The organism is Pseudonocardia oceani, from assembly GCF_019263585.2.
Classification (GTDB): domain Bacteria; phylum Actinomycetota; class Actinomycetes; order Mycobacteriales; family Pseudonocardiaceae; genus Pseudonocardia; species Pseudonocardia oceani.
The window spans coordinates 3,828,167-3,841,831 of record NZ_JADQDF010000001.1; the positions used below are offsets into that span (position 1 = coordinate 3,828,167).

Annotated in this window: 16 protein-coding genes; 10 read left to right on the forward strand and 6 right to left on the reverse strand. The window is 74.8% G+C overall.

Features of this window, described 5'->3' with window-relative positions:
- Positions 1-3 precede the first annotated feature (3 nt).
- Positions 4-462 carry a Sec-independent protein translocase protein TatB gene (gene tatB / locus I4I82_RS19275; protein ID WP_218593996.1) on the forward strand — a complete coding sequence of 153 codons (459 nt, stop codon included), beginning with the start codon at positions 4-6 and terminating at the stop codon, positions 460-462.
- A 15-nt stretch (positions 463-477) separates the two neighbouring features.
- On the opposite strand, the gene I4I82_RS19280 is transcribed toward tatB, so the two are convergent.
- Positions 478-1,878, reverse strand: coding sequence for an amidase (locus I4I82_RS19280; protein WP_218593997.1), 1,401 nt, complete (start codon positions 1,876-1,878; stop codon positions 478-480).
- Positions 1,875-2,870 (reverse strand): D-2-hydroxyacid dehydrogenase, encoded by a 996-nt coding sequence (locus I4I82_RS19285; RefSeq protein WP_218593998.1) that lies wholly within the window; start codon positions 2,868-2,870, stop codon positions 1,875-1,877. Before I4I82_RS19285 ends, I4I82_RS19280 begins: the two co-directional genes overlap by 4 nt.
- Before the next feature lie 100 nt (positions 2,871-2,970).
- Here I4I82_RS19285 and I4I82_RS19290 point away from each other — a divergent pair, with 100 nt between their 5' ends.
- From I4I82_RS19290 to I4I82_RS19315, 6 genes are all read left to right on the forward strand, one after another.
- A complete protein-coding gene (locus I4I82_RS19290) occupies positions 2,971-3,471 on the forward strand; it encodes a DUF3830 family protein (protein ID WP_218593999.1) in 501 nt (166 codons plus the stop codon).
- Entirely contained in the window at positions 3,468-4,220 is a 753-nt protein-coding gene (locus I4I82_RS19295; protein WP_218595919.1) for a maleate cis-trans isomerase family protein, read from the forward strand. Before I4I82_RS19290 ends, I4I82_RS19295 begins: the two co-directional genes overlap by 4 nt.
- 2 nt (positions 4,221-4,222) lie before the next feature.
- The gene (locus tag I4I82_RS19300; protein WP_226370142.1) at positions 4,223-4,915 is read left to right on the forward strand and encodes a GntR family transcriptional regulator; all 693 of its coding nucleotides are present in this window, start codon (positions 4,223-4,225) and stop codon (positions 4,913-4,915) included.
- A gap of 165 nt (positions 4,916-5,080) precedes the next feature.
- Entirely contained in the window at positions 5,081-5,989 is a 909-nt protein-coding gene (locus I4I82_RS19305) for a hypothetical protein (RefSeq protein WP_218592529.1), read from the forward strand.
- A gap of 45 nt (positions 5,990-6,034) precedes the next feature.
- Positions 6,035-6,247 (forward strand): hypothetical protein, encoded by a 213-nt coding sequence (locus tag I4I82_RS19310; RefSeq protein ID WP_218592530.1) that lies wholly within the window; start codon positions 6,035-6,037, stop codon positions 6,245-6,247.
- A 70-nt stretch (positions 6,248-6,317) separates the two neighbouring features.
- Entirely contained in the window at positions 6,318-7,574 is a 1,257-nt protein-coding gene (locus tag I4I82_RS19315; protein ID WP_218592531.1) for an aspartate aminotransferase family protein, read from the forward strand.
- A gap of 36 nt (positions 7,575-7,610) precedes the next feature.
- Here the strand turns inward: I4I82_RS19315 and I4I82_RS19320 are convergent, their stop codons facing one another.
- Together I4I82_RS19320 and I4I82_RS19325 are read right to left on the reverse strand one after the other, a co-directional pair.
- The gene (locus I4I82_RS19320; RefSeq protein ID WP_218592532.1) at positions 7,611-8,168 is read right to left on the reverse strand and encodes a hypothetical protein; all 558 of its coding nucleotides are present in this window, start codon (positions 8,166-8,168) and stop codon (positions 7,611-7,613) included.
- A 4-nt stretch (positions 8,169-8,172) separates the two neighbouring features.
- Positions 8,173-9,321 (reverse strand): Mrp/NBP35 family ATP-binding protein, encoded by a 1,149-nt coding sequence (locus I4I82_RS19325; protein WP_372451490.1) that lies wholly within the window; start codon positions 9,319-9,321, stop codon positions 8,173-8,175.
- Between the two features lie 57 nt (positions 9,322-9,378).
- Here I4I82_RS19325 and I4I82_RS19330 point away from each other — a divergent pair, with 57 nt between their 5' ends.
- A complete protein-coding gene (locus I4I82_RS19330; protein ID WP_218592534.1) occupies positions 9,379-9,855 on the forward strand; it encodes a MarR family winged helix-turn-helix transcriptional regulator in 477 nt (158 codons plus the stop codon).
- Positions 9,856-9,874: 19 nt separating this feature from the next.
- On the opposite strand, the gene I4I82_RS19335 is transcribed toward I4I82_RS19330, so the two are convergent.
- Together I4I82_RS19335 and I4I82_RS19340 are read right to left on the reverse strand one after the other, a co-directional pair.
- Positions 9,875-10,339 carry a DUF1003 domain-containing protein gene (locus tag I4I82_RS19335; protein WP_218592535.1) on the reverse strand — a complete coding sequence of 155 codons (465 nt, stop codon included), beginning with the start codon at positions 10,337-10,339 and terminating at the stop codon, positions 9,875-9,877.
- A complete protein-coding gene (locus I4I82_RS19340) occupies positions 10,332-11,606 on the reverse strand; it encodes a magnesium transporter MgtE N-terminal domain-containing protein (RefSeq protein WP_218592536.1) in 1,275 nt (424 codons plus the stop codon). Before I4I82_RS19340 ends, I4I82_RS19335 begins: the two co-directional genes overlap by 8 nt.
- Positions 11,607-11,638: 32 nt before the next feature.
- Here I4I82_RS19340 and I4I82_RS19345 point away from each other — a divergent pair, with 32 nt between their 5' ends.
- Both I4I82_RS19345 and I4I82_RS19350 read left to right on the forward strand, forming a co-directional pair.
- Positions 11,639-12,505, forward strand: a complete 867-nt coding sequence (locus tag I4I82_RS19345) for a PhzF family phenazine biosynthesis protein (protein ID WP_218592537.1) — start codon at positions 11,639-11,641, stop codon at positions 12,503-12,505.
- Positions 12,506-12,637: 132 nt separating this feature from the next.
- Positions 12,638-13,600, forward strand: coding sequence for an HpcH/HpaI aldolase/citrate lyase family protein (locus tag I4I82_RS19350; RefSeq protein WP_218592538.1), 963 nt, complete (start codon positions 12,638-12,640; stop codon positions 13,598-13,600).
- Positions 13,601-13,665 lie beyond the last annotated feature (65 nt).

Sequence of the window (13,665 nt, forward strand, 5' to 3'; positions counted from 1 at the left end):
GGCGTGTTCGACAGCGTCGGCTGGGGCGAGATCATCGTGTTGATCGTGGCCGGCCTGTTCATCCTCGGTCCGGAGCGGCTGCCCGCCGCGGCGGCCTGGCTCGGCGGCGCGATCCGTCAGGTCAAGGAGTACGCCACCGGGGCCCGCGATCAGCTCAAGGGCGAGCTCGGCCCGGAGTTCGACGAGCTGCGCAAGCCGCTGGAGGAGCTGCGGGGCCTGCGCAACTTCAACCCGCGCACCGCCGCCACCCGCGCCCTGTTCGACGACGGCCCCGCGGAGAAGCCCAACGGCTACGCCCCGCCGCGCAACGGCACCGCCGGCAGCAGCGCGCCGAACATGACGAAGAACGGCAGCGCGGCACCGGGTGCCGCCACGACCCCCCAGCGCCATCCGGCCACCGGCCCGGCGCGGGAGGGGCTCGCCCACAACGAGCGCCCCCCGATCGACCCCGACGCCACGTAGGACCCCGCGGTCGGGTCAGACCGTCGGGCGCGGCCTCTGCAGGTGCCAGTCCGTCGTCGCCTGGAAGGCGTGGGCGGCCGCCAGGACCGCCGCGTCGGCGTGGCGGGGCCCCACGATCTGCAGGCCGATCGGCAGCCCGTCGCGCGTGAACCCGCACGGCACGCTCGCGGCCGGCTGCTGGGTCATGTTGAACGGGTAGGTGAAGGGCGTCCACGACGTCCAGCGCTCCCGCGCCGACCCCGCCGGCACCTCGACGCCCGCCTCGAACGCCGGGATCGGCAGCGTCGGGGTGAGCAGCAGCGAGTGCCGCAGGTGGAACTCGCCCATCGTGCGGCCGAGGTCGTTGCGCACGGCCATCGCGGTGAGGTAGTCCAGCGCGCTCGCCCGCGCCCCCTGCTCGGCGGCGGCCACCAGCCCCGGGTCCATGCCGGCGCGCTGCTCGGGCCCGAGGTGCTCGATCGACTTCGCGGCGCCGGAGAACCACAGCGTCTCGAACGCCTCGACGGGGTCGGAGAAGCCGGGGTCGACCTCGGTGACCAGGGCGCCGAGTGCGGCGAACATGTCGACGGCGGCTTCGAACGCCGCCGCGACCTCCGGGTGCACGTCGACGTAGCCGAGGGTGGCGCTCGACGCGATCCGCAGCCCGGCGATCCGGCCGTCGCCGACGGCGGCCGAGGTGGGCGCAGCCGTGGGCAGCGCCCAGGGGTCGCGCGGGTCGAAGCCGGAGAGGACGTCGAGCAGCAGGGCCGTGTCGGCGACGCTGCGCGCCATCGGGCCGATGTGCGCGAGCGTGCCGTAGGGGCTCGCGGGATAGGCGGGCACGCGGCCGTAGGTCGGCTTGATCGTCGTGGTGCCGGTGAAGCCGGCCGGGATGCGCACCGAGCCGCCGCCGTCGGTGCCGAGGCTGAGCGCGCCCATCCCGAGCGCGACGGCCGCCGCGCTGCCGCCGCTCGACCCGCCCGCGGTGAGCGCCGGGTTCCACGGGTTGCGCGTGACGCCCGTCAGCGGGGAGTCGGTGACGCCCTTCCAGCCCAGCTCGGGCGTGGTCGTGCGGCCGATGACGACCGCGTTGTGCTCGCGCAGCCGCGCGACCGCGGGCGCGTCGACGTCCCACGGCCCCGCCGGGTCGATCGTCAGCGAGCCGCGCAGCGTGGGCCGCCCGTTCGTGAGGAGCAGGTCCTTGATCGAGGTCGGCACTCCGTCGAGCAGGCCGTGCGGCTCGCCCCGGTGCCAGCGCGCCTCGGACTCCTTCGCCGCGGTCTGCGCGTCGTCCGCCTCGACCAGGCAGAACGCGTTGACGACCGGGTCGTAGGTCTCGATCCGCGCGAGCGCGTCGCGGGTGGCCTCGACGGGGGAGAGCTCCCCCGAGCGGTAGGCGTCGAGCAGTTCGACGGCGGTGAGGTCGGCCGAGCTCATCGGGCACTTCCCGTCCTGGTGGGCGGGCTCGCGAGCTCGCCCGACGTCACGAATCCGAGGGTCTTGTCGACCACGTTCTCCAGCGGCTCGCCCGCCCGGAAGCGGTCGAGGTTGGCGACGAACAGGGCCTCGAGCTCGTCGCGCCAGCCGAGGATGTCACCCGACATGTGCGGCGAGACGATGACGCCCGGCAGCCCCCACAGCGGGGAGTCGGCGGGCAGCGGCTCGCGCTCGAAGACGTCGAGCGCGGCACCGGCGAGGTGGCCCTCGCGCAGGGCCGCGACCAGGTCGTCCTGCACGACCAGCGCACCGCGCCCCACGTTGACGACCCGCGCCCGCGGGGGCAGCAGCCGGATCGCGGCGGCGTCGAGCATGCCGCGCGTGCTCTCGGTGAGCGGTGCCGCGAGCACCAGCCACTCCGCGCGCGGCAGCAGGCCGGGCAGCGCGCTGATCGCGTGCACGCCCTCGCCCGCCCGGCGCCCCACCAGCTCGACGGTCATCCCGACGGCGGTGAGCATCGCCGCCGTCGCGCGGCCGATCGGCCCGCTGCCGACGACGACGGCCGTGCGCCCGCCGACCCGCTCGCTCTCCCGGTGGCGCCACTCGCGCCGCGACTGCGCGTCGAGCGTGCCCGCGAGGTCCTTGGCCATGGCGATCACGAGGCCGGTGACGTACTCGGCCATCGGCACGTCGAAGACGCCGCGCGAGTTCGTCAGCACGACGTCGGAGTCGAGCAGGGCCGGGAACGTCAGCCGGTCGACGCCGGCGCTCGCGGTGTGCACCCAGCGCAGTGCGTCGGCGGCCGGCCAGGCGTCGCGGACGGCGGTGGAGGTGAAGTCCCAGACGAGCAGGACCTCGGTGCCGGGGAGCGCCGCGGTGAGCGTCTCGTCGGTGACGAAGCGGACGTTCGGCCCGTCGAGGTGCTTCGGCCGGTCGTCGGAATGCAGGATCGTGATGACGGGATCGTGCCCCTGATCTGCGGAAACGGGCACGTTCGTGATCCTCTCGACGGTTGCGGCTCGGCGATTGACACGCTAGGAAGCGTTCGTATGATTGTCAACAATCTCCCCGTCCGACCCGAGGTGATCTCCGTTGTCCAAGCTCCTGCGCATCAGTCTCGAGCGCCGCGGCGTCTCGTGCACCGCCGAACTGCTCGAGAAGCAGGCCCCCCGCACCAGCGCCGCCGTGTGGGAGGCGCTCGCCGACGGGCCGCTCGCCGGGCCCGCCCAGCACGCCAAGTACGCGCGCAACGAGGTCTACACGATCGTGCCGCGCTTCGGCCCGCGCATCGGCCACGAGAACACCACCGTCACGCCGATCCCCGGCGACCTCTGCTACTTCGACTTCCACGGCGGCGTCCTCGACGAGGCGTTCAAGGCCGACCAGGGGATCGACAGCGAGGCCGGCGGCATCGACCTCGCGATCTTCTACGGCCGCAACAACCTGCTCATCAACGGTGACGTGGGCTGGGTACCGGGCAACGTGTTCGGCGCGATCGTCGAGGGCCTCGACGTGATGGCCGAGGCCTGCCACGACGTGTGGCGCTCGGGCAGCGTCGGCGAGCGCCTCGTCTACGAGCGGGTGGGCGCGTGACCACCGTCGGCATCCTCTATCCCGGCTACTCCGCCGAGGACGACTACCCGCGCGCCGAGGAGCTGCTCGACGGGCCGCGGCTCCCGCTCGTCCACACCGAGATGCGCGAGGACGCCCACCGCGTCGACGCGCTGCTCGACATCGGCGGCGACGACGTGCTGGCCGCCGGGGCGCGGGAGCTGGCGGGCCCCCTGGACGCGATCATCTGGGCCTGCACCAGCGGCAGCTTCGTCTTCGGCTGGGACGGCGCCGCCGCGCAGGTGGAGGCGCTGGGCGCGGCGGCGGGGGTGCCGGCGTCGAGCACGTCCTTCGCGTTCGCCGACGCGTGCGCGCACCTCGGCGTCACGCGCGTCGCGGTGGGGGCGACCTACCCCGACGACGTCGCGGAGCGGTTCGTCGCGTTCCTCGCGCGGGCCGGCGTCGAGGTGGTGTCGCTGTCGGCGCGCGGGATCGTCACCGCGGCGGAGGTGGGCACGCTGCCCGCCGACGACGTGCTGGCCTTCGCCGCCGCGGCCGACCACCCCGACGCGCAGGCGCTGCTGCTGCCCGACACCGCGCTGCACACCGTCGACGTGCTCGACGCCCTCGACGCCCGCGTCGGCAAGCCGGTGCTCACGGCCAACCAGGTGAGCATCTGGCAGGGCCTGCGCCTGGCCGGGGCGGGCGGCCCGCGCAGCGGGTTCGGCCGGCTCTTCGCGGGCCGGGGGATGGAAGGGGCGACGGAGGAGGCCCGGGGCGGGTGGGACTAGCCGTGGACCTCTCGGACATGGAGCCGGTCGAGCGGCGGTCGACCGCCGCGATCGTCGCCGACCGAATCCGCACGGCGATCATGCGCGGCACGTTCCCGCCGGGCACCCAGCTCGGCGAGGTGGAGCTGGCGGCCCGGCTCGGGGTGAGCCGCGGGCCGCTGCGCGAGGCGATGCAGCGGCTCGTCGCGGAGGGGCTGCTGCGCAGCGAGCGGCACCGCGGGCTGTTCGTGCGCGACCTCGGCGCGGCCGACGTGCGCGACATCTACCACGCGCGGGCCTCGGTCGAGCGGGCCGCGGGACTGCTCCTGCTCGAGGGCGACCGCGCCGCCGCCGCCGACCGCCTCGACACCGCGGTGGCCGCGATGGCCGCCGCCGTGGCCTCGGGCGACCCGGTGGCCGTCGCCGACTCCGACCACGCCTTCCACGCCGAGCTCGTCGCGGCGTCGGGGAGTCCTCGGCTGCGGCGGATGGCCGACGGCCTGCTCGTCGAGACCCGCATGTGCCTCGCCGCGCTCCAGCAGACCGCCCCACCCCCCGACGGCCTGCTCGCCGAGCACCGCGAGCTGTGCGACGCCGTACGGGCCGGCGACCGCGACCGCCTCACGGCGGCGCTGGAGGCCCACATGGCCGACGCGGTGGACCGGATCCTGGCGCCCGTGGCGGTGGCCCCACCCGCCCCCGCCCTCCCGGCCTGAGGACGGGGCCGTGTGCGGCCGCAGCGCCCGCCGCGGCCTCGACACACCGGTTCCGTCGCCCGCACACCGGTTGCAGGAGGTGTGCGGCGTACGAGACCGGTGTGCGGCGGAGCGTGTCGTCCCGAACGGCCCCGCGGAGGGGTGCCGGCCGTGCACCCTGCGCCCGTGGACGAGCCTCACGTGCTGCTCCGGGCCCGGTTGCTGGCGGAGGGGTGGTCGGACGCGGAGCTGCGTCGGCGCCGGCAGTCGGGCGAGCTGGTGGCGGTCGGGCGCGGCGGGTACCTCCCCGCCGACGACCCGCGCCTGACCACGGCCGCGGCCGCGCACGCACTGCGCATCGAGTCGGGCGAACCGCTGCGGGCCGACGACTCCGTGATCAGCCACGTCTCGGCCGCCGTGCTGCACGGCCTCCCGGTCTGGGGTCTCCCGCTCGGTCGAGTGCACCGCACGCGCGACCGGCGCACCGGCGGGCGGCGCACCCCGACCGCGCACCTGCACACCGCCCCGCTGGACGCAGAGGACGTGACGTCGATCGACGGCCGGTTGGTCACCGCGGTCGCGCGCACGCTGGCCGACATCGGGCGCACGGAGGGGTTCGAGCAGACGGTGGTCCTGGCCGACGCCGCGCTGCACCGGCGGCTCCTCGATGCTGCGGCGCTGCGGCGCGTGCTGGCCCGGACGTCGGGGTGGCGCGGTGCGCCGCCCGCCCGCAGGGCTCTGGGGTTCGCCGACGGCCGCAGCGAGAGCGTCGGCGAGTCGCGGAGCCGCGTGGCGATCCTGCGGGCCGGGCTGCCGGTGCCGGACCTGCAGTGGGAGGTGTCGGCGTCGCACGCGTGGCTCGGGCGCGTCGACTTCGCCTGGCCCGGCGTCGTCGGCGAGTTCGACGGGCGCGTGAAGTACGGGAAGTACCTGCGGCCGGGACAGGACGCGGGCGATGCCGTGTTCGCGGAGAAGCAGCGGGAGGACCGCATCCGCGACGAGGGGCTGCGGGTGGTCCGCTGGGTGTGGGACGACCTGCGCTGGTTCGGGGAGGTGGCCGAGCGCCTGCGTCGCGCCTTCGCCGCCGCCCGCTGAGCGCCGCACACCGGTCCTGTGCGCTGCACACCGGCTGCAGCAGGTGTGCCGGACACGGAACCGGTGTGCGGCGATGAGTCGGGGCGCTGGGCGGAGTCCCACCTCGGTGCGCACACCACCACCTCCTCGGGGGCGGTGCTGGTGCTGGAGGCCGCGGCCGCGGTGCCCGGCGCGCGGGTCCGGTTCCTCGACGGCCAGGGCCACGAGGTCGACCAGGACGTGCTGGCCCCGGTGCTCGCGGAGTTCCTGCGCGCCTGACGCCCTTGCCCCATCCCGCCCCGGTGTGTTTCCCTCTGGTTGTCGACAATCTGACAACCAGGGAGTGCTCATGGCTCGGCTGTCCCCCGTCCTCCAGCAGGCGACCCCCGTGCAGGTCGCGCGCGGTGAGGGTTCCTACCTGTACGACACCGACGGCCGCCGCCACCTCGACTTCACCGCCGGCATCGGCGTCACGAGCACCGGCCACTGCCACCCGCGGGTCGTCGCGGCGGCGCAGGAGCAGGTCGCCACGCTGATCCACGGCCAGTACACGACGGTCATGCACCAGCCGCTGCTGCGCCTGACCGAGCGCCTGGGCGACGTCCTGCCCGCCGGCATGGACCGCGTCTTCTTCCTCAACTCCGGCAGCGAGGCCGTCGAGGCGTCGGTCCGCCTGGCCCGCCACGCCACCGGCCGCCAGACGATCATCGCCTTCGACGGCGGCTTCCACGGCCGCACGATGGGCGCCGCCGCGCTCACGACGTCCGGCGCGAAGATCCGCGCGGGCATCGGCCCGATGATGGGCGGGGTCGCGTTCGCTCCGTTCCCCTACGCGTTCCGCTACGGCTGGAGCGAGGAGGAGACCGTCGCCTTCTGCCTCAAGGAGCTCGACCGGATCCTGGTCACGGCCGCGCCCGCCCGCGACGTCGCCGCCTTCCTCATCGAGCCGGTCCTGGGCGAGGGCGGCTACGTCCCCACGCCGGCCGCGTTCCTGCAGGGCCTGCGCGAGCGCGCCGAGCGCATGGGCATCCTGCTCATCGCCGACGAGGTGCAGACCGGCTACGGCCGCACCGGCCGCTTCTGGGGCCACCAGCACGTCGACGGCCTCACGCCCGACATCCTCATCACCGCCAAGGGCCTCGCCTCGGGCTTCCCGCTCTCGGCGATCGCGGCGCCCGAGGCGATCATGAGCAAGGCGCTGCCCGGCTCCCAGGGCGGCACCTACGGCGGCAACGCGGTGGCCTGCGCGGCCGCGCTCGCCACGCTCGACGTCATCCAGGACGAGGACCTCGTGGCCAACGCGGGGGAGCAGGGCCTGCGCCTGCTCGAGGGCCTGCGCAAGGCGGCCGTCGACCACCCCGGCGTCGCGGACGTCCGCGGGCTGGGTCTCATGGTCGGCAACGAGTTCCTGACGGCCGACGGCGCGCCCGACGCCGCCGCGGCCACCCGGGCGCACGGCGCCGCCGCCGAGCGCGGCCTGCTGCTGCTGACCTGCGGCCCGTTCGGCAACGTCGTCCGGATGATCCCGCCGCTGGTCGTCACGGCCGAGCAGGTCGACGAGGGCGTGGCCCTGTGGTCCGAGGCCCTGCGCGCCGCGGCGCAGTAGGGCACTGCGCCGCGGCGCAGTAGGGGCCGGTACGGGTCAGGTCAGCAGGCGCAGCGACGCGGCGAACGCGTCGTGCTCGGCCGGCCGGTCCTCGGAGCCCGCGGTGATGAGCTGGTAGAGCCGCTGGCCGTCGAGGACCAGCCGGGCGCGGTAGGTGCCGTCCGGGCCCACCGAGGCGACGAGGTCCAGCGCGGGCCGGCCGTCGACGGTGGCCGGGGCGGAGCTCTGCAGCACGCCGCCGGGCACGTTGCCCACGGCGCCGTCGCGGGCACCCTCCAGCACGGCGGTGGGGTCACCCAGCTGCAGGTCGGCCGGGTAGTCGATCACGGCGACGGCCACGGCGTACGTCTCCCGGGCGACGCTGTAGGTCGTGGCCGCGATGCCGGGCAGGTCGGCGATCTCCTGGGTGTCGCGCGTCGGCTCGCCGGGCAGGCCGACGGAGAACTCCGGGGTCTCCAGCAGGTACGCCGTGGCGCTCTCGGTGGTGGGCACGGGCGCGTCGGCCGTGGGCGCGGCGTCGGTGGCCGCGCCGCCGCCGCACCCGGCCAGCAGCGCCGCCGCGAGCAGTGCCGCCGCGAGCGCCCCGCGCCCCACCCCGCTACCGGCTGACCGGGGTGAGGTTCAGGCTCATGCCGGCGAGGCCGCGGGCCCGCGTGGTGAGTTTGCCGGCCACGGCCGACAGCGCCTTCGCGCTGGCCGACTCCGGGTGCGTGAGCACGATCGGGGTGCCGGCGTCGCCGCACTCGCGCAGCGCCGTCTCCAGCGGGATCTGCCCGAGCAGCGGCACCGGCGCGCCGATGGCGCGGGTGAGCGAGTCGGCGACGGTCTGGCCGCCGCCCGAGCCGAACACCTCCATGCGCGTGCCGTCGGGCAGCTCCATCCACGACATGTTCTCGACGACGCCCGCGATGCGCTGCTTGGTCTGCAGCGCGATCGACCCGGCGCGCTCGGCGACCTCCGCCGCCGCCTGCTGCGGCGTGGTGACCACGAGCAGCTCGGCGTTGGGGATGAGCTGCGCGGTGGAGATCGCGATGTCGCCGGTGCCCGGCGGGAGGTCGAGCAGCAGGATGTCGAGGTCGCCCCAGAAGACGTCGGCCAGGAACTGCTGCAGCGCGCGGTGCAGCATTGGGCCGCGCCACACGACGGCCTCGTTGCCCGGCGTGAACATGCCGATCGAGATGACCTTCACGTCGTGCGCCTGCGGCGGCATGATCATGTCGTCGACCTTGGTGGGCAGGGTGGTCGTGCCCAGCATCCGCGGGATCGAGTGCCCGTAGATGTCGGCGTCGACGACGCCCACCGAGAGGCCGCGCGCGGCCATGGCGGCGGCGAGGTTGACGGTGATCGAGGACTTGCCGACGCCGCCCTTGCCGGACGCGACGCAGTACACGCGGGTGAGCGACCCGGGCTGCGCGAAGGGGATCACCGGCTCGGCGGCGTCGCCGCGCAGGCCGCGGCGCAGCTCGGCGCGCTGGTCGTCGCTCATGACGTCGAGGTCGACCTCGACCCCGGTGACGCCCGGGACCTGGGAGACGGCCACGGTGACGCGCGTGGTGATCGTGTCCTTCATGGGGCAGCCGGCGACGGTGAGGTACACGCCGATGCGGGCGAGGCCCTCGGGAGTGATCTCGACCCCCTTGACCATCCCCAGGTCGGTGATCGGCTTGTGGATCTCCGGGTCCTCGACGGTGGCGAGCGCGGCGCGGACGGCCTGCTCGACGGTGGTGGTTCCGGTGGAGGTGGACACGCCTCCCATGCTACGTGGACGGCGCGGAACGGGCCGCCGACCGTACGATGCTCCGTCGTGGCCCTCCGTGATGCTCCCGACACAGCGCCGCCCGACGGGCGCCGCGCGCCGTCGGTCGACGAGCTCGGTGCGTGGCGGGCGTTCCTGCGCGCCCACGCGAGGATCACCCGCGTCCTGGAGGCCGAGCTCGTCGCCGAGCAGGACCTGTCCCTGGCCGCCTACGACGTGCTCGTGCAGCTGGCCGAGGCGCCCGACCGCCGGCTGCGGATGACCGAGCTCGCCGACGCCGTGCTGCTCTCGCGCTCGGGCGTCACGCGGCTCGTCGACCGGATGGAGCGGGCCGGGCTCGTCTCGCGCACCCGGGTGCCCGGTGACGGCCGGGGCGTCGCCGCCGGGCTCACCGACGCCGGTTTCCACCGCCTGCGGGTGGCCGCGCGGACGCACCTGGCCGGGGTGCTGCGGCACTTCGTCGCCCGGCTCGACGAGGACGACCTGTGCGCGCTGGAGCGGATCAGCCGGCGGCTCGCGGAATGAGCGCCTGCTCCGGACCGGGTCAGCCCTTCGGCTGGAGCCGGTCGCCCAGGCGCTCCAGCTCGCCGCGCAGGTAGTCGCGGGTGGCGACCTCGCCGACAGCGACGCGCAGCGCGGCGAGCTCGCGCGCGAGGTACTCGGTGTCGGCCTTCGTGCGCTCGGCGCGGGTGCGGTCCTCGTCGAGCGCCACGCGGTCGCGGTCGTCCTGGCGGTTCTGGGCCAGCAGGATCAGCGGCGCGGCGTACGCGGCCTGGGTGGAGAAGGCCAGGTTGAGCAGGATGAAGGGGTAGGGGTCCCAGCGCAGCGACACCGCCACCAGGTTGATCGCGATCCACACGATGACGATGACGGTCTGGATCGCCAGGAACCGCCCGGTGCCCAGGAACCGCGCGATGCGCTCGGAGATGCGGGCGAAGCTGTCGGGGTCGAGCTCGAAGCGGCGGCGGCCGGGCCGGTCGAGCCGGCGGCGCGTCGTGATCTCAGGCACCTGCGGCCTCCGGGGTCGGGTCGGGTGCGGCCTCGTCGGTGAACCGGTCGCGCCAGTCCGTCGGCAGCAGGTGGTCGAGCACGTCGTCGACGGTGACGGCCCCGAGCAGGTGGTCCTCGTCGTCGACGACGGGACCGGCGACGAGGTTGTACGCCGCGAAGTACCGCGCGATCTCGCCGAGCGTCGCGCCGGGTGACAGGCGCGCCAGCCCCGTGTCGACGACGCCCGCCACCAGCTCGAAGGGCGCCTCCCGCAGCAGTCGCTGCACGTGCGCGCAGCCCAGGTAGCGCCCGGTCGGCGTCTCCGAGGGCGCGCGGCACACGAACACCATGCTGGCCAGGGCGACGGGGAGGTCGGGGTTGCGGATGCGGGCCAGCGCCTCGGCCACGGTCGCGTCCGGGCGCAGGATCACCGGTTCGGGTGTCATCAGACCGCCCGCGGTGTCGGAGGAGTAGCTCATCAGGCGACGCACCGGGGCGGAGTCGCCGGGCTGCATGAGCGCGAGCAGGGCGTCGGACTCGGCGGTGGGGAGGTCGCCGAGGAGGTCGGCGGCGTCGTCGGGGCTCATCGCCTCCAGCACGTCGGCGGCGCGCTCGACGTCGAGGTGGGCGAGCAGCGCGCGCTGGTCGGAGTCCGACATCTCCTCGAACACGTCGGCGAGGCGCTCGTCGTCGAGGGCGTCGACGACCTCGTGCTGGCGCTTCTCGGGCAGCTCCGACAGCGTGGCGGCGACGTCGGCGGGTCGCATCGTCTCCAGCACCGACAGCAGCCCCGCGGTGCCCTGCCGGTCGGTGAGCGAGAGCCCGGTGACCGCCGACCACGGCAGCTCCTGCACCTGCCCGCGCCGGGTCAGGCCGTGGCGGCGGGCGCGCACGGCCAGGCGCCCGACCACCCAGTCGCGCGAGCGCGTCGGCTCGATGGCGGCGTCGACGACGACGGCGGGCACCCCGCCGTCGACGATCGTGACCGGCGCGTCGAGCAGCTGGCCGACCACGAGCGTCTCGTTGGGGCGCTGGGAGAACCCGCGCAGGCTCACCGACCCGGTGGCGAGCGTGACCGCGCTCGGGTCGATGCTCGTGACCCGCAGCATCGGCACGAAGATCCGCCGCCGGGTGACCATCTCGACCACGACGCCCAGCACCCGCGGCGGGCTGGCGTCGACCCGGACGGTGACCAGCACGTCGCGGACGCGGCCGATCCGTTCGCCGTCCGGCCCGAACACCTCGAGGCCGACCAGCCGTGCGACGAAGACGCGGTCGGATGCCATGGCGCGCAGCCTAGGGTTCTAGGGTCGCTCCCGTGCTCCGCTACGACGTCGTCGACGTGTTCACCGACCGCGCCTACGCCGGCAACCCGCTCGCCGTGGTGCACGGGGGCCACGAGCTCAGCACCGGGCAGATGCAGGCGATCGCCGCCGAGTTCCACCTGTCGGAGACCGCGTTCCCGCTGCCGCCCACCGCCGACGCCGACTACCGGCTGCGGATCTTCACGCCCGGCCGTGAGCTGCCCTTCGCCGGGCACCCGAGCGTCGGGACGGCGTGGGTGCTGGCCCGCGACGGCCTGATCTCCACCGGCGACGTCGTGCAGGAGTGCGGGGCGGGGCTGCTGCCGGTCCGCGTCGACGACTACGGCGCGCAGGTCACCGGCGGGGCGTCGGAGGTCGGGCCGGCGCTGGACGGCGCGGTGCTGGCCGCCGCGGTCGGGCTCTCCCCGGCCGACGTCGTCGACGCCGTGCCGGCGGGCGTCGCCGGCGCGGGGGTGCCGTACGCGTTCGTGGTGGTCGCGCCGGACGCCGTGGCGCGGGCCGTGCCCGACCCCGCGGCCGTGCGCGCCTGCACCGAGGGCCTCGTCGGGCTGACGGTGGTGTCCTTCGACGCCGCCGCCTCCGCGGCGCACGCGCGGATGTTCGCCCCCGACGTCGGCGTGTCGGAGGACCCGGCCACCGGCTCGGCCGCCGTCGCGCTGGCGGTGCTCCTGGTCGACCGCGGCGTGCTGGCCGCCGACGGCCAGACCGGGTTCACCGTGGCGCAGGGCGCGGAGATCGGGCGCCCGTCGACGCTGGGGGTGCTGGTGCACGCCGACGCCGGCACCGCCGTGCGCACGTCGGTGTGGGGCACCGTCACGGCCGTGGCCCGCGGCGAGCTCGTGGCCCTGCCTCCCGTCTGAGCACTCCGTGCGGGCAACCCGTCCGACGGGCCCCGACGGGGTGAGAAAACGGTCACCCCGGCGGGCCCGGGGGCGCCGGTCGTGCCAGCATCCCGGGGTCCACCGCGCCGACGTCGACGAGGAGTCCCACCGATGACCACCAGCCAGCTGCGCCCCCGCCGGTCCTGCCTGGCGGTGCCCGGCTCGAGCCAGAAGTTCATCGACAAGGCCCGCACGCTGAACTCCGACCAGGTCTTCCTGGACCTCGAGGACGCGTGCGCCCCGCTCGCCAAGCCCGGTGCCCGCACGACGATCGTCGAGGCGCTCAACGAGGGCGGCTGGGGCGAGAAGATCCGCGTCGTCCGGGTGAACGACTGGACGACCGAGTGGACCTACCGCGACGTCACCGAGGTCGTCGAGGGCGCCGGCGCCAACCTCGACGCGATCATGCTGCCCAAGGTGCAGACGCCCCAGCAGGTCGTCGCCCTGGACCTGCTCCTCACCCAGATCGAGAAGACGATGGGCTACGAGGTCGGGAAGATCGGCATCGAGGCGCAGATCGAGAACGCGCTGGGACTGATCAACGTCAACGAGATCGCCACGGCGAGCCCGCGCGTCGAGACCATCATCTTCGGCCCGGCCGACTTCATGGCCTCGATCAACATGAAGAGCCTCGTGGTCGGCGAGCAGCCCCCCGGCTACGACGTGGGCGACGCCTACCACCACATCCTCATGAGCATCCTCATGGCGGCCCGCGCGCACGACAAGCAGGCCATCGACGGCCCGTTCCTGCAGATCCGCGACGTCGACGCGTTCTCCCGCGTGGCCGGGCGCTCCGCCGCGCTGGGCTTCGACGGCAAGTGGGTGCTGCACCCCGGCCAGATCGACGCCGCCAACGAGACCTTCAGCCCGCTGCAGGAGGACTACGACCACGCCGAGAACATCCTCGACGCCTACGAGTACTTCACCTCCGAGGCCGGCGGCAAGAAGGGCTCGGCCATGATCGGCGACGAGATGATCGACGAGGCCAGCCGCAAGATGGCGCTCGTGATCGCGGGCAAGGGCCGCGCCGCCGGCATGGAGCGCACCGACCGCTGGACCGCGCCCGAGTCCTGACCGCCGGTTCCCGGTGGTCGAGGCCCTGACCACCGGGAGTGGTGGGAAGGTTCACAGGCGTCGGC

Excerpts from the sequence above, each read along its gene's own strand:
- I4I82_RS19280 (WP_218593997.1), bottom strand. The coding sequence starts at position 1,878 with ATGAGCTCGGCCGACCTCACCGCCGTCGAACTGCTCGACGCCTACCGC.
- I4I82_RS19315 (WP_218592531.1), top strand. The coding sequence starts at position 6,318 with ATGGCTCGGCTGTCCCCCGTCCTCCAGCAGGCGACCCCCGTGCAGGTC.
- I4I82_RS19340 (WP_218592536.1), bottom strand. The coding sequence starts at position 11,606 with ATGGCATCCGACCGCGTCTTCGTCGCACGGCTGGTCGGCCTCGAGGTG.
- I4I82_RS19350 (WP_218592538.1), top strand. The coding sequence starts at position 12,638 with ATGACCACCAGCCAGCTGCGCCCCCGCCGGTCCTGCCTGGCGGTGCCC.